Genomic DNA, 19,740 nt, shown 5'->3' on the forward strand with positions numbered 1-19,740 from the left:
ATCCGTATGAGCATCACCGCCCCCGCCGGCAAGGTCAGGCGCACCACCGCCGGCACCGTGCTCGAAGTCACCGACCTGCACGTCACCTTCCCCTCCGAAGCCGGCCCCGTCCGGGCGGTCCGCGGTCTCGACTTCAGACTGGCGGCCGGCGAGACGATGGCCATCGTCGGCGAGTCGGGGTCCGGCAAGTCGGTCACCTCGCTGGCGATCATGGGGCTGCACCCCCAGTCCGCCAGGATCACCGGCTCGATCAAGCTGCACGGGGACGAGCTGCTGGGTCGCAGCGACGAGGCGATGTCCCGGCTGCGCGGCGAAGAGCTGGCGATGATCTTCCAGGACCCGCTGTCGGCCCTGACGCCGGTCTACACGATCGGCGACCAGATCGTGGAGACCATGCAGGTCCACCACTCCATCTCCCGGGCGGCGGCGACCACCCGGGCCGTCGAGCTGCTGGAGCTGGTCGGCATCCCCAACCCCGGCGTACGGGTGAAGTCGTTCCCGCACGAGTTCTCCGGCGGCATGCGCCAGCGGGCCATGATCGCCATGGCCATCGCCAACGACCCCGATGTGATCATCGCCGACGAGCCGACCACGGCCCTCGACGTCACCATCCAGGCCCAGGTGCTGGAGGTGCTCAAGAAGGCGCAGCAGGAGACCGGAGCGGCGGTGATCATGATCACCCACGACCTCGGCGTGGTGGCCGGGATCGCCGACCGGGTGACGGTGATGTACGCCGGCCGGCCGGTCGAGCAGGGCACCGTCGACGAGATCTTCGCCACGCCGCGGATGCCGTACACGATCGGGCTGCTGGGTGCGGTTCCACGGCTGGACGCCAAGGACAAGGAGGCGCTGGCCACCCTGGAGGGCAACCCACCCTCGGTGGTGAACCTGCCCCCGGGGTGCCCGTTCGCCCCCCGCTGCCCGATGGTCACCGACGCCTGCCGGACCGACGAGCCGCCGCTCGCGCCCACCGACCAGCCCGGGCACCGCGCCGCCTGCATCCACTCGGCCCGGATCGCCCAGGAGCACCTGGACTACGCCGACATCTTCCCGGTCCCGGTGATCCCCACCTCGTCGCTGGAGCAGATCCCGCGCGACCAGCGCGACACCGTGCTCGAGCTGTCGGACATGAAACGGCACTACCCGCTGATGAAGGGGGCGGTGTTCCGCCGTCGGGTCGGCACCGTCTACGCCGTCGACGGCATCGACCTGGAGGTCAAGCGGGGCGAGACGCTCGGCCTCGTGGGCGAGTCGGGCTGCGGCAAGAGCACCACCCTGCTGGAGATCTTGAACCTCAAGCCCCCGACCGACGGCCGGATCGCCGTGCTCGGGCGTGAGGTCGGCAGCCTGGAGCGCCGGGACCGGCAGCAGATGCGCCGCGACCTGCAGGTGGTCTTCCAGGACCCGATGGCGTCCCTGGATCCGCGGATGCCCGTGTTCGACCTGATCGCCGAGCCACTCGGGGTGTTCAAGTACAGCCCCAAGGCGATCGAGGACAGGGTCAACGAGCTGCTCCGGCTGGTGGGGCTGGAACCCTCGTTCGCCAGTCGCTACCCCCAGCAGTTCTCCGGCGGCCAGCGGCAGCGGATCGGGATCGCGCGCGCCCTCGCCCTGGAGCCGAAGGTGATCGTGCTGGACGAGCCGGTGTCGGCGCTCGACGTGTCCATCCAGGCCGGGGTGATCAACCTGCTGGACGAGCTCAAGGCCAAGCTCGACCTGTCGTACCTGTTCGTGGCGCACGACCTCGCCGTGATCCGGCACATCGCCGACCGGGTGGCCGTGATGTACCTGGGCAAGATCGTGGAGATCGGCGACGTGGCCAGCGTCTACGACCACCCGACGCACCCGTACACCCAGGCCCTGCTGTCGGCCATCCCGATCCCGGACCCGGTGAAGGAACGCACCCGGACCCGGATCCTGCTGAAGGGCGATCTGCCGAGTCCGGCCAACCCCCCGTCCGGCTGCAAGTTCCGGACCCGGTGCTTCAAGATCGGCACCCTGACCGAGGCGCAGCAGCAGCGGTGCATCACCGAGGTCCCCCAGCTGCTGCCGGTGATCGACGGGGATCACACGTCGGCGTGTCATTACAACGAGGAGCGCGCTGTCGTCTAGGCACCTCGGGGGCCGCGGACGACATCGTTAGGAGGCTGTAACCCCCTCGGTCGTGGTAATCGATCCACGCACCGTCGTAAGGTCATGTGGTCCGGGTTCGCCCGGCACCATCGATTCTCTGGAGGCAATGTGAAAGCACGAAAGATCTTGGTGGCGCCCGCCATCGCCGGGCTGCTCGTCCTGAGCGCGTGCGGCGGGGGCGGGGACACCGGTGGCAGCGGGGAGGGCGGCTCGACCGAGTCGATCGCCCCCATCACCTCGCAGGACATCAACATCAAGGACCGCGGTGAGCTCGCCCAGGGCGGCACCATCCGGCTGGACGTCTCGGACTTCGGCAACAACTGGAACCCGATGAACGTGAACGGCAACAACAGCGACCTGACCAAAGCCCGCAACCCGATCATGCCGACGCTGTTCAACTACGACACCAAGGGCGTCCCCACCCCCAACCCGGTGTGGCTGGAGTCGGCGGAGCAGACCAACGCCGACCCCACCACGGTGAAGCTGAAGATGAACCCGAAGGCCGTCTGGGGCGACGGCTCGCCGATCGACATCGACGACCTGACGGCCACCTGGAAGGCCTGCGACGGCACGAACAAGAAGTTCGAGTGCGCCGCGACCCAGGGCTACGACCAGATCGCCAGCATGACCGCCGGCGCGGACAAGTTCGACGTCACCGTCACCTTCAAGGGGGCCTACCCCGACTGGAGCCAGCCCCTGGTCAACCCGGTCAAGGCGGAGAGCGTCAAGGACCCCGAGACCTTCAACAACGGCTGGAAGACCCTGAACAACGACTGGCTCGCCGGTCCGTTCAAGGTCGAGAGCTTCGACAACAGCCAGAAGGTGCTGACCGAGGTCCCCAACGACAAGTGGTGGGGTGACAAGCCGCTGCTGGACAAGATCACCTTCCGGGCCATCTCGCCCGACGCCACCGCAGCCGCCTTCGCCAACAACGAGCTGGACAGCTTCGACATCGGTCCCGATCCCGACGCCTACAAGCGGGTGCAGGGTGTCACCGACGCGAGCATCCGCGCCGCCGCCGGACCGAACTTCCGGCACTTCACCTTCAACACCAAGGCCGGCGTGCTGACCGACCAGAAGGTGCGGCAGGCGATCGTCAAGGGTCTGGATCGTGAGTCGATCGGCGCCTCCGACCTGGCGGGCATCGACTGGCCCGTGCAGCCGCTGAACAACAACATCCTGTTGCAGAACCAGGAGGGCTACAAGGACGTCGCGGCCGAGACCGGCATCACCTACGACGTCGAGGGCGCCAAGGCCGACCTCGACGCCCTGGGCTGGACGGTCGGGGCGGACGGCATCCGCGAGAAGGACGGCAAGAAGCTCGAGGTCAAGTTCTCGCAGCTGAGCGGTGTCTCGGTGTCGGAGAACGAGGCGCTGCAGACGCAGAACCAGCTCAAGGAGATCGGCGTCAAGGTCGACATCGTCGACGTGCCGATCGCCAAGTTCCAGGACGGGTCGGTGCTCTCCAACCACGAGTTCGAGATCATCGCGTTCAGCTGGATCGGCACCCCGTACCCGTTCCAGGGCATCAGCCAGATCTACGGCACCGGCTCGGAGAGCAACTACTCCCAGCTGTCGGACCCGACGATCGACGAGAACGCCAAGAAGCTGGACTCGACGACGGATCTGCAGGCCCGGATCATCCTGGCCAACGAGACGGCGAAGAAGATCTGGGAGAACGTCATGACGCTGCCGCTCTACCAGCGTCCGGAGCTCATCGCGGTCAAGACCAAGCTCGCCAACTACGGCGCGTTCGGTCTGAGCAACGTGCAGTGGGAGAACGTCGGCTACGAGAAGTAGTCCGCCCCTGCGGCACCTGAGCTGAGCCCGAGGGGCCGGTGGATCACTCCACCGGCCCCTCGGTCGTTCTCCCGGCCATGGCGCCGCCGCTCACTATTACGTAAAATCGGAGAATGCCTTCGCCCGAGTCGCCCGACGCCGCCGCGTACGCGGATCTGGCCGAGCGGGTACGGCGGCTGGAGGAGCGACTCGGCGGGCAGCCGTCCGGATCCGGTTCCGGCCCGGGGCCCGACTCGGAGACGTTCTGGATCCTCGCCGGCTTGGAGGAGCGGCACGGTCCGCGGGCGGTGGCGTACGCGGGGTCGCTGGAGGTGGACCACGGGCCGGTCCGCTGGCAGGTCACCCACGACACCGACCAGGTCCTCGACCAGGACTGGACCGCTCTCGCGCCGGGCCTGAGTGCTCTCGGGCACCCGGCCCGGTTGCGCATCCTGCAGCTGGTCGCCCGCGGGGAGGCCACCGCGGCCGCCGACCTGGCCGACACCCCCGGGCTGGGCTCGACCGGGCAGATCTACCACCACCTGCGCCAGCTGACCGGCGCCGGCTGGCTGCGCGCCACCACCAGGGGCCACCACGAGGTGCCGGCCGAGCGCCTCGTCCCGCTGCTGGTCATCCTGGGCGCGAGCACCGCCTGACCCACGCTCGCGGTCCCGCCCGGCGACGACGGCCCAGGGACGCTCAGCCGGCCGGACGCGGATCAGCTCAGCCTGGAGCTGCGCTCCAGGTCCTGATCGACGCCTTGGCCGAGTCCCTGGTCGAGGCGTGACGGTCCCGTGGCGCGTACGCCGTCGAAGCCCGCTCGACCAGGGTAGGCACCCGGGCCGGGAGATCGAGGCGCTGGTCGTCCAGCACCGCGAGCACCGTCGTCATCAGGTCACCCCCGAGCTGGTCGAAGTCCTGGTGGACCGAGGTCAGCGGCGGACTGAAGTGAGCCGCCTCCGGGATGTCGTCGAACCCGACGATGCTCACGTCGGCGGGGACCTCCAGGCCGGCATCGGCGAGGGCGTGCATGGCCCCGAGGGCCATCTGGTCGTTGGCCGAGAAGATGGCCGTGAACCCGCGACCCACCGCCCCGGCGACCAGCCCGTAGCCGCTGTCAGGGGTCCAGTCGCCGAACAGCGGGGGGGAGGAGGCCAGTCCGTGCTCGGCGAGCACGTCCCGCCAGCCGCGCTCGCGCTCCCCGCCGTCGGTCGAGCTGGCCGGACCGGCCAGGTGCAGGATCCGGGTGTGACCGAGCGAGACGAGGAACTCGGTGGCCATCCGGGCCGCCCCGTACTGGTCGATCGACACCGCCGACGCCCCCACCCGGCGGGTGGAGTCCACCGCGACCAACGGCACCTCCAGCTCGATCCGACCCGCCGCCTCCAGCACCCGCCGGTCGTCGGCGACCACCAGGATCGCCTCCACGTGCTGGCTCAACAGGCTCTCGGTGGCCGCCCGGACCGACTCCTCCTCGGGCTCGAACACGCTGGTGATGCTGACGGTGTAGCGCGCCGCCCGCGCCGCGCGGGTGAAACCGAGCACGGTGCTCGACGGTCCGAAGTCAGCCGAGCCGGGCATGATCAGCCCGAGGTTCCGCGACCGTCGGGTGACGAGCGCGCGGGCGGCCGTGCTCGGCCGGTACCGGAGCTGTTTGATCGCCTCCTCGACCCGTTCCCGGGTCTGCGGGCGTACGGACAGGTGACCGTTGATCACCCGGGACACGGTCTGGTGGGACACCCCGGCCAGGCGTGCGACATCGAAGATGTTCGCCGCCCTCGGCTTGGGATCCTTGGTCACCCGGTGTCTCGTCTGCTCACGCCGCCCGTCCGGCTACTGTCGTCTCGCGGTCAGCAGCCGCTGCAGGATGATGAACACCAGCAGCAGACCGCCGATGAAGATCTTGGTCCACCAGCTGCTGAGCGTACCTTCGAAGGTGATGGTGGTCTGGATGGTGCCCAGCACCAGGACGCCGAGCACCGACCCCCAGACGAAGCCGAAACCGCCGGTCAGCAGCGTCCCCCCGATGACCACCGCGGCGATCGCGTCCAGCTCGGTGCCGATAGCGGTCAGGCTGTAGCCCGACAGCGTGTAGAAGCTGAACAGCAGACCCGACAGCCCCGAGCAGAAGCCGCTGACCACGTAGACCAGCACCTTGGTCCGCGCCACCGGCAGCCCCATCAGCAGGGCCGACGACTCGCTGCCGCCGAGGGCGTAGACGGTGCGGCCGAAGCGGGTCCGGTGCAGCACGAAGAACGCGATCAGCACCACCACCAGCGCCAGGATCGCGCTCGGGGAGATGGTCAGGTCCCCGGGCAGCGGCACGGGTGTCTGCGCCATGGCCACGAAGAACGGGTCCTCGATGGAGATCGACCGGTTGCTGATCACGTAGCAGAGCCCTCGGGCCAGGAACATCGCTGCCAGGGTCGCGATGAAGGGCTGGACGCCGAACACGTGGATCATCAACCCGACCAGCAGCCCGAGGAACGACGTGAGGATCAAGATCAGGGGGACCACCACGGTCGGTGACCAGCCACCGGCCAGCATGGCGGCGGCGATCATGGTCGACAGCGCGACGACCGCACCGACCGACAGGTCGATGCCGCCGGTCAGGATGACGAAGGTCATGCCGACCGCCAGGACGATCAGGTACGCGTTGTCGACCAGCAGGTTCAGCACCACCTGCGCCGAGGCGAACCCGGTGTAGCGCAGACCGCCGAGGACGAACATGGCCACCAGCAGCAGGGCGGTGATCAGCACCGGCCCGTACTTGGGGCTGATCAGCGGTCGGCGGACGACGTCGAGCACGTCGCGGGAGCGCGAACCGGCCCGGGCGGCCAGCGTGGTGGCGGCCATCACGCCACCGCCTGCCGGTCGGCGCGGGCGAGGTGGCGCAACCGCCATCGTCGGATCGCCGCCCCGGTGGCGGGCGACTGCAGCAGGCAGACCGCCACCACGACCGCGGCCTTGAACACCATGGTGGTGATCGGCGGGATGCCGACGGTGTAGACGGTGGTGATGAGGGTCTGGATCACCAGGGCACCGACCAGGGTGCCCAGCAGCGAGTAGCGGCCGCCGGTCAGCGAGGTGCCACCGATGACGACGGCAAGGATGGCGTCCAGCTCGATGAACAGACCGGTGTTGTTGGCATCGGCCGCCGTCTGGTTGGCGGTCAGGATCAGCCCGGCGATCCCGGCGCACAGCGCGCAGAAGACGTACACGGCGAACAGCAGCTCGCGAGCCCGGACCCCCGCCTGCCGTGACGCCTCGGGGTTCACGCCGGTGGACTCGATCAGCATGCCCAGCGCCGTCTGCCTGGTCAGCAGCGCTGCGGCCAGGAAGATCACCGCCGCGACGACCACGGCGACCGGGATGCCGAGCAGGAAGCCCGAGCCGATCACCTTGAAGGGCGGCGAGTTGACGGTCAGGATCTGTCCCTCGGTGATCAGCATCGCCACCCCGCGGCCGGCGGTCATCAAGATCAGCGTGGCCACGATCGGCTGGATGCCGATCACCGAGACCAGCGCCCCGTTCCACAGCCCGAGGACCACGGCCACCAGCAGCGAGACCAGCACGGCGGTGACCACCGTGGTGACCGAGCCCGGGTCGGGTGAGTCGAGGATGATCGAGCAGGCCAGGGCCCCGGCGATCGCTCCCACCGCGCCGACCGACAGGTCGATTCCGCGGGTCGCGATCACCAGCGTCATCCCGATCGCCACGATCAGGGTGGGCGCGCCGTTGCGGAGGATGTCGATCAGGCTGCCGAAGAGGTGGCCGTCCTTGACCTCGATCCGGAAGAAGCCGGGGAACGCCACCAGGTTGACCACGAACAGCACCAGCAGCAGGACCACGGGCCAGAACAGCCGGTGGGAGATGATCTTGATCATGCCGTCACTTCCTCGGGGGCGGCGCCGTCGGCGATGACGGCCAGGAGATCGGAGACGGAGAGGTCGTCGTTGTCGAGATCGGCCACCTTGCGGCGGTCCCGGAGCACCACGACCCGGTGGGAGAGCCGAAGGACCTCTTCGAGCTCGGCGGAGATGAACAGCACCGACATGCCGTTGTCGGCCAGGTCGGCGACCAGCTTCTGGATCTCCGCCTTGGCGCCGATGTCGATCCCCCGGGTCGGCTCGTCCAGGATCAGCAGGCGCGGTGCGGTGGCCAGCCACCGCGCCAGCAGCACCTTCTGCTGGTTGCCACCCGACAGGTTCCGCACCAGCGCGTCCGGGTTGGCGGGCCGGATGTTGAGCGCCTCGATGTAGCTCGCCGCCAGCTCGTCCTGCCGCCGCCGCGGGATGCGGCGCAGCCACCCGCGGTCCGACTGCAGCGCCAGCACGATGTTGTCGCGGATGGTCAGGTCGCCGACGATCCCCTCGGCCCGGCGGTTCTCCGAGGAGTACGCGATCCGCTGCTTCAGCGCCGACCGCGGGGAGCGGAACCGCCGGGTGCGGCCGTGCACGGTCAGCGTGCCGGTGTCGGACCGGTCCACGCCGGACAGGATCCGCCCCAGCTCGGTCCGGCCGGAGCCCAGCAGCCCGGCCAGGCCGACGACCTCGCCCTCGTAGACGGTGAGGTCGATCGGCTCGATCGACCCCTTGCGCCCCAGACCGACCGCCTGCACGTACGGCTTCTGCCCGTCGTCGGTGTCGGCGGTCTGGGTGCGGCGCTCGATCTGCTCCAGCACCGCCATCTCCTTGCCGATCATCTTGTGCACCAGCTCGATCCGGAGCAGCTCGTCGGTGCGGTAGTCCCCCACCAGGCGGCCGTTGCGCAGCACGGTGAGGCGATCGCTGATCTCGTAGACCTGATCGAGGAAGTGGGAGACGAACAAGATCGCGACGCCGGACTCCTTGAGCGTGCGGATCACCCGGAACAGCTCCTCGACCTCGTCGGCGTCGAGGCTGGACGTCGGCTCGTCCAGCACCAGGACCTTGGCCTGGATGTCGATCGCCCGGGCGATCGAGACCAGCTGCTGGACGGCCAGCGAGTGCGAGCCCAGCAGCGAGCCGGGGTCGATGTCGAGGTTGAGCCCGCGGAGCAGGTCGCGGGCGTGCCGGCGCATCGCGCGGGCGTCGATCCCGGCCCAGCCGCGCGGCTCGCGGCCGAGCATGATGTTCTCCGCCACCGTCAGGTTCGGCAGCAGGTTGACCTCCTGGTAGACGGTGCTGATGCCCGCCTCCTGGGCCTGGCCCGGACCGGTGAACGCGACCTCGCGACCCGCCACCATGATCCGGCCGGCGTCGATCGGGTAGACGCCGGTGAGGGCCTTGATCAGGGTGGACTTCCCGGCCCCGTTCTCGCCCATCAGCGAGCACACCTCGCCCGGGTAGAGCCGGAAGTCGACGCCCTCGAGGGCCTGCACGGGTGGGAACGCGATCGAGATCCCCGTCATCTCGACGACGGGAGACACATCGTCCATCGGTTCGGTCCTCTCCGGAGCCGGTCGACGCTCCGGCGGTGTGACCGCCGGAGCGCCGGAACGTGATCGTACGGGCAGCTGGGACAGGTGTCAGTACTGCCGACTGGGCAGCGCTTCCTTCGCCTGCTCCGGAGTGAAGGTGGTCTCCTCGGTGAGGATGCGCTTCTCCACCGACTCCCCCGCCTTGACCTTCTTGACCACGTCCATCAGCTGCGGGCCGAGCAGCGGCGAGCACTCGACGATGAAGTTGATCTTGCCCTCGGACAGGGCGGTCATGCCGTCCTTCACCGCATCCACGGTGACCAGCTTGATGTCCTGGCCGGGCACCTTGCCGGCCGCCTCGATGGCCTCGATGGCGCCGAGTCCCATGTCGTCGTTGTGGGCGTAGATCAGGTTGATGTCCGGGTTGGACTTCAGCAGCGCCTCGGTCACCTGCTTGCCGCCGGCCCGGGTGAAGTCGCCGGTCTGCGAGGCCACGATGGTGAACTTCGGATCCGCCTTGATGACGTCGGCGAAGCCCTCGGCCCGGTCGATGGCCGGAGCCGAACCGGTGGTGCCCTCCAGCTGTGCGATCTTGACCGTCGAGGCGTCGGCGAACTCCTTCACCACCCAGTCACCCGCCTTCTTGCCCTCGGCGACGAAGTCGCTGCCCAGGAAGGTGACGTAGAGCGAGTCGTCGGCGGAGTCGACCGCGCGGTCGGTCAGCACCACGGGGATGTTCGCCGTCTTGGCCTCCTTGAGCACGGTGTCCCAACCCGACTCGACCACGGGCGAGAAGGCGATCACATCGACCTTCTGCTGGATGTAGGACCGGATCGCCTTGATCTGGTTCTCCTGCTTCTGCTGCGCGTCGGAGAACTTCAGGTCGATGCCGGCGTCCTTCGCCGCGTCCTGCACGGACTTGGTGTTGGCGGTCCGCCAGCCGCTCTCCGCGCCGACCTGCGCGAAGCCGAGCACGATCTTCGCGTCGCCCCCGCCTCCCGAGCCGCCGGGGGCGCTGTCGACGCCGCCACAGGCCGACAGGCCCATCAGCGCGGCCGCCGACACCGTCGCTCCCAGGAATCCACGTCGCGTGAGTCCCATCGCTACCTCCTCGTTGAAGTCGATGCGCTGGTGTCGCGGCTGCGGCCACCCTCGCTGCCCTCTGGGCATGGCCAGAATGTTAGGGCTCACATTTCTCCCCTCGCATCCTGATCTCGTCACGATTCGATAACGTTGTGAGCGCTCACTTAGGCACAGCCCGGACCGTATCGGGGGCAGCGAGACCCCGGGCGGAAGCCACTGCCGGGCAGCCGCTCAGGACGCGGGGTTATGAGCGCTCACATCGATGGCGTCGCCGACAGGTACGTCAAGGGTCCCGTCGCCGCGATCGGGCGACGACGAAGGGCAGCGCTCCCGGCACCCGGCGGCGGCGTGACCAGCCCGCGACTCGGCAGTCCGATCGGCGGGTCGGGGTGCGTGGACACACTGAACCGCACAGATGTCACGAGTTCTCGGTCGGACGGTGCGCCGCCCGGCCGGATCAGTTGATCAGGTCCATCCAGTTCTCCGGCACCCGGTCCGCCGGAGCCGGCGAGCCCTGGCTCTGCGGCCGGCTGGTGGGCGGTGCCAGCTCCTGGCCCGCGACGGCGGTGTCGGTCCGGTAGTCCCAGAACCAGTTCTCGCCCGGCTCGAAGCTGGCCATGATCGGGTGACCGGTGGTGCGGAAGTGCGCCGTGGCGTGTTGGCTCGGTGAGGAGTCGCAGCAGCCGATGTGCCCGCACGCGGCGCAGCGGCGCAGGTGCACCCACCAACCGTCCGGATGATCGAGGCACTCCACGCAGCCGTCCCCGCTGGGCGCGACGGTGGGATCGAGGTCAGCGGAGGCGTTCTGATCGGCCATGCAGCCGACCCTACGCCCGTCGCCTCCGGCTCGGGACCGGCCGGCCTGCCGTCCGTGCGGGGCCGTGGTGGAGACTGAGCGATGGTGTGCCGATCCAGCCGCGGCACCCCGACGTGCCGATGATCGGAGGGGTTTCCGTGCCGCCAGAGAGCGATCTCGAGGGCCGACTGCAGGACTGGCGTGTGCCGAGTGACGTCCGGGAGGCCGTGCTGCGGGCCATGGCGCAGGTGACCCGCGAGGGGGCGACCCTGATCGAGGCGGTCGTGGGCGACCAGGTCGCCGTCGCCGTCCGGGGACAGCCGGTCGCGGTCTACCTCTCGCCGTCACGCCTCTCGGCGGCGCTGACCCCGGCCGAGGCGGAGCGGGCGCAGCGGGCGGACTCCGCGCTCGGTCTGGACAAGGAGAACGACACCACCTGGCTCGTGCACTGCCGGTACGGACGGCTCGACCCGTCACGCATCAACGCCATGACCGCCCTGGTGGTGACGGCCCTGCGCCGACACGCCCCCCAGCCGGCGCCGCGCGCGGCCGCCAACCGGCGGCGGAGCTCAGCCGCCGGGACCACGGGGGCCGGCGCTGCCCGCAAGGCTGCGCCGCGGGCGTCGGAGACGACCCGCCGGACTCCGACCAAGCAAAGGGAGGAGGACCGTCGCAACGCGGTCGACGCGGCCGTCCCTCGCTGCCCGGTGCCCGGCTGCAACCTGCCCATGGTGGGCGGTTCCTGCGGTTTCCACGACTGACCCGGGTTCCCCTGAGCGGGCAGCCGCCGTCGGGTTGGCGCGCGCCTCTCCACCCGGTTGACTGCTCTCATGGATCTTGCGCAGACCCTCGGCTGGGAACGGTTGATCACGGCGGAGGGTGTCCGGACCACCGTCGTGGCCGGCGACCCGGACTGGAACGAGCTGGAGCTCGAGCTCCCGGCCGGCGTCGCGCTCGATCTCCGTCTGGAGGTGCCCCTGGCCGCCGCCGTCGGCTACTGGCACCCCGGTGCCGGGGCCGAACGCACGCTGGCCGCGGACTGGGCCGGGAGGACGGCGACCAGCCTGGTCAGCTGGGCTCCGGTCGGCTGCTTGCACGACGCAGCCGGGACCAGCCTGTTCGCCTGGGGGCTCGACGAGCTGGTCGACGAGCTCGAGGTCCGGTACGGGATCTCCGAGGAGCACAAGAACTTCGCGCTGCAGCTGCGCGGACGTCCGGCCGCGTCCGACCGCCGGCTGCGCCTGGTCACGAGCGCGGCCCCGACGCCCCTGGCGGAGACGGTCTCCCGGATCGCCGGCTGGCTGTCCGGGCGGCTGGACGCCACCCCGTTGCCCGTCCCGGAGGTGGCCCGCCGCCCGGTCTACTCCACCTGGTACACGTTCACCCAGGACCTCGACCAGGAACGGGTGGCCGCCGAGACCGCCCTCGCCGTGGGTCTCGGCTGCGGATCGGTCTTCGTCGACGACGGCTGGCAGCGACTGGCCGTCGGTCGCGGCTACGCCGGGTGCGGGGACTGGGTGCCGGATCCGGCCAAGTTCGGTGACCTGGCCGCGTTCTCGGCCGATCTCCGTGCCCAGGGGGCGGGAGTGGTCCTGTGGATCGCTCCCCTGCTGCTCGGTCCGGACGCCGACGCGTTCGCCGCCCTGGCTCCGTACGCGCCCACGACGGTGGACCACCTCGGCTGCCACGTCCTCGACCCCCGCCATCCCGAGGTGCGTGAGCACCTCGCCGGCACCTGCACCCGGTTGGTGGTCGACTACGGCCTCGACGGTCTCAAGATCGACTTCCTCGAGCAGGCGATGGTCTACCGGGGCACGCCGTCCGGCGGTGATCACGACGACGTCGGCGAGGCGATGCGGACCACGCTCGCCCTGATCCGGCAGCGGCTCGCCGAGGCCGGGCACGCCGACGCCGCCGTCGAGTTCCGGCAGCCGTACGTGAACCCGGCGATCGGGGCGTACGGGCAGATCCTGCGCGCCAGCGACTGCCCCGCCGATGCTGTGGTCAACCGGCGCTCGACCATCGATGCCCGTCTGCTCTCCGTCGGGCAGGTCGTCCACGGGGACATGCTGATGTGGGGTCCGACCGGCGGAGCCGAGGCCGTGGCCCAGCAGCTGTACGCGTGCTGGTTCGCGGTGCCGCAGATCTCCATGCGGCTGGCCGATCTGGGCACCGAGCAGTCGTCCGCCCTGGCCGGTCTGCTGGCGCTGTGGCAGGCACACGCGCCCGTCGTCCTGGACGGCACGCTGACGGTGCAGGGCTCCGAACGGGCGTACGACCTGGTCCGCGCGGAGCGCACCGACCTGGCGCAGTCGGTCGTCGCGCGGTACGCACCCGTCGTCGTCGACATGGTGGCGGCGGGCGGGATGACGATCCTGAACGCCACCGCGGAGGAGTCGCTGGTCATCCGGGTGGCTACGGGTCTGTCGGTGCGGGACGGGCGCGTGCGCTCGGCGGCGGCGGCGAGCGTCGGCTCGGTCGGCGAGGTCGGCCGTGGGCTGCACGAGCTGCGCGTTCCCGCCTACGGCAGCGCGACCCTCGCGGTGGAGGCCGACGCGTCGTAGAGTCCGAAGACGACGATGGGAGACGACATGTCCGAGCCCCTTGAGGTCCTGCGAGCCGCGCAGCACGTGGTCGTGCAGGACTTCCCCGACCGAGACGTCCCGGACTCCCTGCTCCGGGCCGGCCTCACGGTGACGGTCTACGGCGGCCCGGAGCCCGCGGACGTCAGCACCCACGAGCGTGTCGACGGTGCGGTGGTGGAGCGTGAGCGCGGCCGTCGCCCGGATCGCGCGGACCTCCTCTACGTCTACCGTCCGTTCGCCGAGATCGACGGCATCCTCGCCGAGGGCGGCCGACTGGGGGTCCAGACGATCTGGCGGCAGCCCGAGGTGGCCTTGACCGATGCGGACGGCGAGGCCTGGCGGGAGCGGGTGGAGGCTGCCGGCTTCGCGTACGTGGAGGGGCCCATCGCCGACGTGGCCGCGGAGGTCGCGGGCTCTCGGTGACGGCACTGATCCTGCTGAACGGCCCGCCGGGGATCGGTAAGTCGACCCTCGCTGCGCTCTACGCCGACCGCCACCCCGGGACGCTCGCGCTGGACATCGACAGTCTGCACCGGCTGGTGGGTGGCTGGCGCGATCCCGAGAACCGCACCCACGACGTGCTGCGGCCCGTCGCCCTGGCCATGGCGTCGGCGCACCTCGCCGGCGGTCGCGACGTCGTCCTGCCCCAGTTCCTCTCCCGGCCCGACGAGGTCGCCGCTGTTGCCGAGGTCGCCCGCCGCCAGCGGGCCGAGTTCCACGAGATCGTGCTGCTGGACCAGCGGACGGCGTCGCTCGACCGGTTCGAGGATCGGGCCGACGACAGCGAGTGGGGCACCCACAACCGTGCGCTGGTGGAGCTCTACGGCGGGCGGACGTTCCTGGCGTCCCTCTACGACGCGTTGCTGGAGTCGTTGCCGTCCCGACCCGCGGCCACTGTCGTGACGAGTCGTCCCGGCGCCGTCGAGGAGACCTACGCAGCGGTCGTCGGTGCCCTGCGCGACGGGGACCCGCCGGGCACCGTCGGTGACCGGACACGAACAGTGGCACGGGAGGACCGAACGCGAGAAGCAGCGCTGACCAGGTTCACCCGGTCCGACGACCTGGCGCGCGCCGAGTTCCGCGACACGAACCTCCGCCGCGCCCGGTTCGTCGGCGCCGACCTGACCGGCGTGGTGATGAGGGGCGTCGATCTGGCCGACGCCGATCTGGACTCCCCCTGGCTCCTGGACGGCCCGAGCGCCCTGCTGGTCAACGGCGTCGACGTCACGGCTCACGTCGACGCCGAGCTGAACCGTCGGTTCCCCGGGCGGGGCGAGCGCCGGGCCGGCGATCCCGCCGGTCTGCGCGGAGCCTGGGCCCAGCTGGAACGGACCTGGTCGGCCACCCTCGACCGGGTCGCGGGGATGCCGGACGGCACCGTCGACATCTCGGTCGCCGGCGAGTGGTCCTTCGCCGAGACGCTCCGGCACCTGGTCCTGGCCACCGACGCGTGGCTCCGGAAGGCGGTCCAGGGGGTGGAGCAGCCGTTCCACCCCCTGGGCCTGGCCGGGCCGGAGGCGGCGGACGACGGCGTGGACATGTCGATCTTCACCAGCGGGCCGCCGACGTACGCCGAGGTGCTCGAGGTCCGGGCGCAGCACCAGGACCTCGTGCGCGGCTTCCTCGCTACGGTCACCACCGACGAGCTGGCGGCGTCACGGACGAACCCGTGGGCTCCCGAGCTCCCCGAGACCACCCTGTCCTGTCTGCACGTGATCTTGCAGGAGGAGTGGGAGCACCACCGCTACGCCGTCCGGGATCTCGACCTCATCGACGGTGCCTGACCACACGCCGGAGGCGATCGCCACCGGCGCCGGGACCGGCTGGCCGCCGCCCGCGGATCGCCTTACGACGTACGCTTTCCGGCGACGCGGAGGAGCGTGTGAAAGGTTCCTCGGGAGCCTTGTGGAGAGTCCGGTGTCTAGGTCATACTCCAATTGGCTCGGGGGCCGAAGCAAGATCAAGTGGCAGGGCGCGATATGCCTGTGGGCACCCATTCTTTCAGTTTCGCCGACTTCTCCTGGGCGTCGGCGGTCGGACCGGGGACGACCGTCCTGGCGGAGATCTCGAAGGTCAGCGAGACCGGTGGACCGCCGGTTCACGACCTGTTCGCCCGGGATCTCGCTGCGCTCTCCGGCATGCGCCGAGCGGCTGCAGGAGACGGCACGAACTGGTTGTCCGGCGTCGACAAGAGCAACGGCTACCCGACCCGCTACGTCGTGGTCGGCGACACCTTCCTCACCCTGGGGATCACCCCGGGCGACGACGCCACGACCGCCCTCGCTGACGGGGTGACGGGCGCGCCGGCGACCATCGGGTTCATGTACCTGGTCCTGCTGACCGGTGCGGACGGCGACGCTCCCCAGATCACCCAGCTGATGAGCTCGACCCTCACCTACCAAGGTGATCCGATCCAGGCCTTCGCGACCGCGGAGGGCACGCGGGACCTGATCAAGGTGCTGGTCGACAAGGCGGTCGGTTTCGTCGCCGACATGTTCGAGCTGGCCTGGGAGGCCGGCGGCACCGCCGACCTCGGGGTGGCGGCCGCCGCCGCGGCGAACGCCGCCGACGACGCGGCCACCGCGGCGTCCGGGCGGACGACGTTCCTCGGACCCGGCGGCGCCACGGTGGAGACCGACGTCTGGATGACCACGGGCGAAGCCATCGGCATGGGCCTGCAGGTCGTCGCCGTGCTCGCCCTGCTGTCCCTGGAGCTGCTCGCCAAGCAGATGACCGGCTACGTCCGGGTCTACAACACCACCGGCGAGGCGCTCGACGTCAGTCTCGCCTGGTTGGACGCAGACGACCGGTACGCGGGTCCGACCGGCACCGAGTTCGTCACGCTGGCGCCGATCGGGCCGGTCTGGACACCACCGTGGATCATCGGCGACCGGGCCGTCAGCTACGCCGGGTGGATGTTCGCCAACACCGACAAGCTGGCCCGCGTCGCCTACGTGCTCCGGATCGCCCCGACACCGACGTTCCCCGGAGCCGACGTGATGATCGACATCCCCAACCACAGCGACAACTCCCTGGCGGCCGAGATCGGTGCCGGTGAGGACTACCAGGGCTTCTGGGAAGCCAACCACGGCAAGAACACCGCGCTCTGCGCGACGTCGACCGGCACGCCCGAAAGCCCGTACCAGGTGCGTATCGCCACGAACCAGGTGTCGGGCACGTCGCCCGCTCCGGCCGACGGGCGGGTCGGCTACCAGTACCAGCACGTCGTCGTGATCGAGCCCGTCGCCTGATCCGGGCACCGCGGACCTCACGCCTCCCCGCACGCTCCTGACCCGGACGAACCCGCACCGGCCACCCTCGCCACACCCTCAGTCCCGTCCACCGCACAGTCCCCACCCCACAGTCCCCACCCCACAGTCCCCACCCCACAAGGAGACCCTCATGCCCACCGCCACAGACACGCCCGCCGACCACCAGATCCAGGTCCAGCCGAGACCTGGCGTGAACTCGGCCTCGCCGACGACACCCAGCTTCGTCCAGCTCATCGAGACCGCACTGGTCGGCGGCGACCCGGTGTACGAGTTCTTCGCCGGGCACTTCCAGGCCCTGCAGGGTCTCTACCAGACGATCGCCACCGGCGGGGACGAGGTCTGGCTCGACGGCACGGACAAGGAGTCCGGCGATCCGGTCAAGTACGTGGCACAGGGCAACAACTTCCTCAGCGTGTCGCACACTTTCACCGACACCGGACCACTCAAGGACGGGACCGGCAGCAAGGACACCTACAAGCCGGTCGGCATCGCGTACGTGACCTTCACGACCGACCAGGGCTCCAGCCAGATGATCTTGAACGACGTGCACTACGCCGGGCTGGGGTTGGGTGGGCTGCTGGCCGCACCGGTGCTCGCGAAGTTCGGGCTGTCGATCATCAAGTCGGTGGCGAACTGGATCAAGAACACGGCGATCAAGATCTACAACCGGGTCAGCGGTGGCGGCAGCGAGGATGCCGACCAGGCCGAGGACGACGTCGAGTCCGATGCCAGCGAGGCGGCCGAGGAGTCCGCCGAGGAAGGGGCCGAGGTCGCCGAGGGCGTCTTCGCCGACGTCTCCATCACGGTTGCTCAGGGAGTGCTCTTCGCGGTCGGCATCGGCATCATGGCGATCGTCTTCATCCTGCAGCTGATCTCGAAGGAGATCAACGCCCAGATCCGCTTCTACAACGTGACGAAGCTCGACATCACGTTCGGGGTCTGCAAGGTCGACGGTCACACCGGGATGAGCAACGGCCCGGCCAAGATCGGGTCGACCGCCGTCGTCACGCACGTGTCCAAGGCCACGTCGCCACCGTGGATCATCGGCTCCGACACGGCGATCTACTACGCCGAGGCGGCTTTCCTCAACACCAACGAGCTGTTCGGTGTCGGCTACCTGATGACCGCGGAGCCCAACGGCGACTTCCCCGGTTTCAAGGTCGGGGTGGAGATCCCTTCGGGGGACCCGAACGTCATCCTGGTGGAGCTGACCAACGAGTCGTGCAACGACGCGTGGGACAAGCTTCAGGATGAGGATCCGGAGAGTCGGATCACCCCGGCTCTGACCGGGTCGGCCACCTCCGGGCCGTACACGCTCCGGGTGGCGACCAATGCGCTCCAGGGTCGTACCGCCTCGCCGCTTTCCGGCGAGGTCGGCTACAACTACGAGCACCTGGTCGTCCTCACCGACGGCAGCGTGTCGGCATGAGCGACGACCTGCCGCAGGTGAAGCTGCGGGCGGCCAACAGCGTCAGCGGCGCCCCCGACGATCCCAGTCTGCTCCAGCTGCTCCGGGTCGCCTCCGGCGGCGGGCAGGCGACGTACGACTTCTTCTCCTCCGAGGCCCGGGCTCGTAAGGAGCTGGCCGACCTGGTGGCCAAGGGCGAGCAGAGCTGGCGGCTGGTCGACGACGCCAGCCAGCTGAACCTGGGCTTCCTGACACCCGGGCAGCCCGCCTACATCGCGTCCGGTCAGTACGGCAGCCTGATCCTGCAGACCCAGCTGTCGCCGGACGTGCTGCAGAGCGACACCACCGACTACAAGGAAGCCGGCATCGCCACCATGTGGATGGTGACCGACCAGACCCCGATGGACGTCTTCATCACCACGGTGGAGAAGCTCGGGCCGGGGGTGGCGGCGACGGCGCTCGGCCCGGCGCTGCTGACCTTGCTCGGTGCCCTGAAGAACTTCGTCACGAGCTTCTTCAACAACGTCGCCGAGGCAGCGGGCGAGGGCGCCGGCGAGGCCGAGACGATCGCCTCGGACGCCGCCGAGGCCGCGGCGGAGGATGCCGCGATCGAGGGTGAGGTCGTGGCCGACGAGCTGGCCCTGTCGGTCGAGTTCGGGCCGCTCGCGATCATCGGGATCGCGGTCGCCGGCCTGACCCTCGTGCTGATGATCCTCGCGTTCGGTCTGGCCAAGACGATGACGGCCTGGATCCGGGTCTTCAACGCCTCGCAGTGGCCGCTGCAGCTGCGCGTCGCCTACAACTACAACCTGTCGATCAAGCAGCAACCCCAGGACGGACTCCTCCCGCCGCCGGGACCGGCCCCTGCGCCGCCCGGCGTCCAGCCGGCCTGCTCGGTGATCTACCGCGCCGACTACCTGCTGCAGAACGACAGCACCTGGAAGGGCCTGGCGACGGTGATCCAGTCGCCGCCGGGCAACGGGACCGAAGGCGTGAGCTTCGCGATCGACATCCCTGACATGGGTCCCAACAGCCTGGCCGTCATTCCCCAGGGTGGGGTCGACCCCGAGGGCTTCTACAACTCCATGGAAGGCCGGGCGACCGGGTTGTCGATGCAGATCGGGAGCTCGCCGAACGGCTTCGGCGCGGCCATGGGCACGAACCAGAACCAGTACGAGTCGCCCTCCCCGTTGGACGGCAGCAACGGCTTCAACTACGAGTACGTCGTCTTCCTGACCGGATGACGGCGGCTGACCCGGCACGTCGACGAGCAGATCCGGCCG

At 69.8% G+C, this 19,740-nt stretch carries 16 protein-coding genes; 10 read left to right on the forward strand and 6 right to left on the reverse strand.

Going from position 1 to position 19,740, the window contains the following annotated elements; translation table 11 throughout:
* Positions 1–6: 6 nt before the first annotated feature.
* The 3 genes from ABD714_RS15980 to ABD714_RS15990 all read left to right on the forward strand — a co-directional run bounded on the left by ABD714_RS15980 (position 7) and on the right by ABD714_RS15990 (position 4,568).
* A complete protein-coding gene (locus ABD714_RS15980) occupies positions 7–2,112 on the forward strand; it encodes an ABC transporter ATP-binding protein (RefSeq protein WP_344813383.1) in 2,106 nt (701 codons plus the stop codon).
* A gap of 150 nt (positions 2,113–2,262) precedes the next feature.
* Positions 2,263–3,933, forward strand: a complete 1,671-nt coding sequence (locus tag ABD714_RS15985) for an ABC transporter family substrate-binding protein (RefSeq protein ID WP_344813384.1) — start codon at positions 2,263–2,265, stop codon at positions 3,931–3,933.
* 113 nt (positions 3,934–4,046) lie between these two features.
* Positions 4,047–4,568 carry a helix-turn-helix domain-containing protein gene (locus ABD714_RS15990; protein WP_344813385.1) on the forward strand — a complete coding sequence of 174 codons (522 nt, stop codon included), beginning with the start codon at positions 4,047–4,049 and terminating at the stop codon, positions 4,566–4,568.
* A 67-nt stretch (positions 4,569–4,635) separates the two neighbouring features.
* Here ABD714_RS15990 and ABD714_RS15995 read toward each other — a convergent pair whose 3' ends face one another.
* The 6 genes from ABD714_RS15995 to ABD714_RS16020 all read right to left on the reverse strand — a co-directional run bounded on the left by ABD714_RS15995 (position 4,636) and on the right by ABD714_RS16020 (position 11,213).
* A complete protein-coding gene (locus ABD714_RS15995; protein WP_344813386.1) occupies positions 4,636–5,712 on the reverse strand; it encodes a LacI family DNA-binding transcriptional regulator in 1,077 nt (358 codons plus the stop codon).
* A 33-nt stretch (positions 5,713–5,745) separates the two neighbouring features.
* Complete coding sequence (yjfF, locus tag ABD714_RS16000) at positions 5,746–6,768, reverse strand: galactofuranose ABC transporter, permease protein YjfF (RefSeq protein WP_344813387.1); 1,023 nt, start codon at positions 6,766–6,768, stop codon at positions 5,746–5,748.
* Positions 6,768–7,799 carry an ABC transporter permease gene (locus ABD714_RS16005; protein WP_344813389.1) on the reverse strand — a complete coding sequence of 344 codons (1,032 nt, stop codon included), beginning with the start codon at positions 7,797–7,799 and terminating at the stop codon, positions 6,768–6,770. Before ABD714_RS16005 ends, yjfF begins: the two co-directional genes overlap by 1 nt.
* Entirely contained in the window at positions 7,796–9,331 is a 1,536-nt protein-coding gene (locus ABD714_RS16010) for a sugar ABC transporter ATP-binding protein (protein ID WP_344813390.1), read from the reverse strand. The genes ABD714_RS16005 and ABD714_RS16010 overlap by 4 nt, the downstream gene beginning before the upstream one ends.
* A gap of 90 nt (positions 9,332–9,421) precedes the next feature.
* On the reverse strand, positions 9,422–10,414 hold the full coding sequence (locus ABD714_RS16015) for an ABC transporter substrate-binding protein (RefSeq protein WP_344813391.1): 993 nt from the start codon (positions 10,412–10,414) through the stop codon (positions 9,422–9,424).
* A 439-nt stretch (positions 10,415–10,853) separates the two neighbouring features.
* Entirely contained in the window at positions 10,854–11,213 is a 360-nt protein-coding gene (locus tag ABD714_RS16020; protein WP_344813392.1) for a UBP-type zinc finger domain-containing protein, read from the reverse strand.
* Between the two features lie 137 nt (positions 11,214–11,350).
* Between ABD714_RS16020 and ABD714_RS16025 the strand changes: the two genes are divergently transcribed.
* The 7 genes from ABD714_RS16025 to ABD714_RS16055 all read left to right on the forward strand — a co-directional run bounded on the left by ABD714_RS16025 (position 11,351) and on the right by ABD714_RS16055 (position 19,701).
* Positions 11,351–11,953, forward strand: a complete 603-nt coding sequence (locus ABD714_RS16025; protein ID WP_344813393.1) for a hypothetical protein — start codon at positions 11,351–11,353, stop codon at positions 11,951–11,953.
* Positions 11,954–12,022: 69 nt separating this feature from the next.
* A complete protein-coding gene (locus ABD714_RS16030; protein ID WP_344813394.1) occupies positions 12,023–13,756 on the forward strand; it encodes a glycoside hydrolase family 36 protein in 1,734 nt (577 codons plus the stop codon).
* Between the two features lie 27 nt (positions 13,757–13,783).
* Complete coding sequence (locus ABD714_RS16035) at positions 13,784–14,200, forward strand: hypothetical protein (protein ID WP_344813395.1); 417 nt, start codon at positions 13,784–13,786, stop codon at positions 14,198–14,200.
* On the forward strand, positions 14,197–15,561 hold the full coding sequence (locus tag ABD714_RS16040) for a DinB family protein (protein WP_344813396.1): 1,365 nt from the start codon (positions 14,197–14,199) through the stop codon (positions 15,559–15,561). Before ABD714_RS16035 ends, ABD714_RS16040 begins: the two co-directional genes overlap by 4 nt.
* Before the next feature lie 201 nt (positions 15,562–15,762).
* Entirely contained in the window at positions 15,763–17,028 is a 1,266-nt protein-coding gene (locus ABD714_RS16045; protein ID WP_344813397.1) for a hypothetical protein, read from the forward strand.
* A 151-nt stretch (positions 17,029–17,179) separates the two neighbouring features.
* Entirely contained in the window at positions 17,180–18,478 is a 1,299-nt protein-coding gene (locus ABD714_RS16050) for a hypothetical protein (protein ID WP_344813398.1), read from the forward strand.
* The gene (locus ABD714_RS16055) at positions 18,475–19,701 is read left to right on the forward strand and encodes a hypothetical protein (protein ID WP_344813399.1); all 1,227 of its coding nucleotides are present in this window, start codon (positions 18,475–18,477) and stop codon (positions 19,699–19,701) included. Before ABD714_RS16050 ends, ABD714_RS16055 begins: the two co-directional genes overlap by 4 nt.
* The last annotated feature ends 39 nt before the right edge of the window (positions 19,702–19,740 follow it).

Source organism: Microlunatus aurantiacus (assembly GCF_039536605.1).
In the GTDB taxonomy this organism is placed as follows: domain Bacteria; phylum Actinomycetota; class Actinomycetes; order Propionibacteriales; family Propionibacteriaceae; genus Microlunatus; species Microlunatus aurantiacus.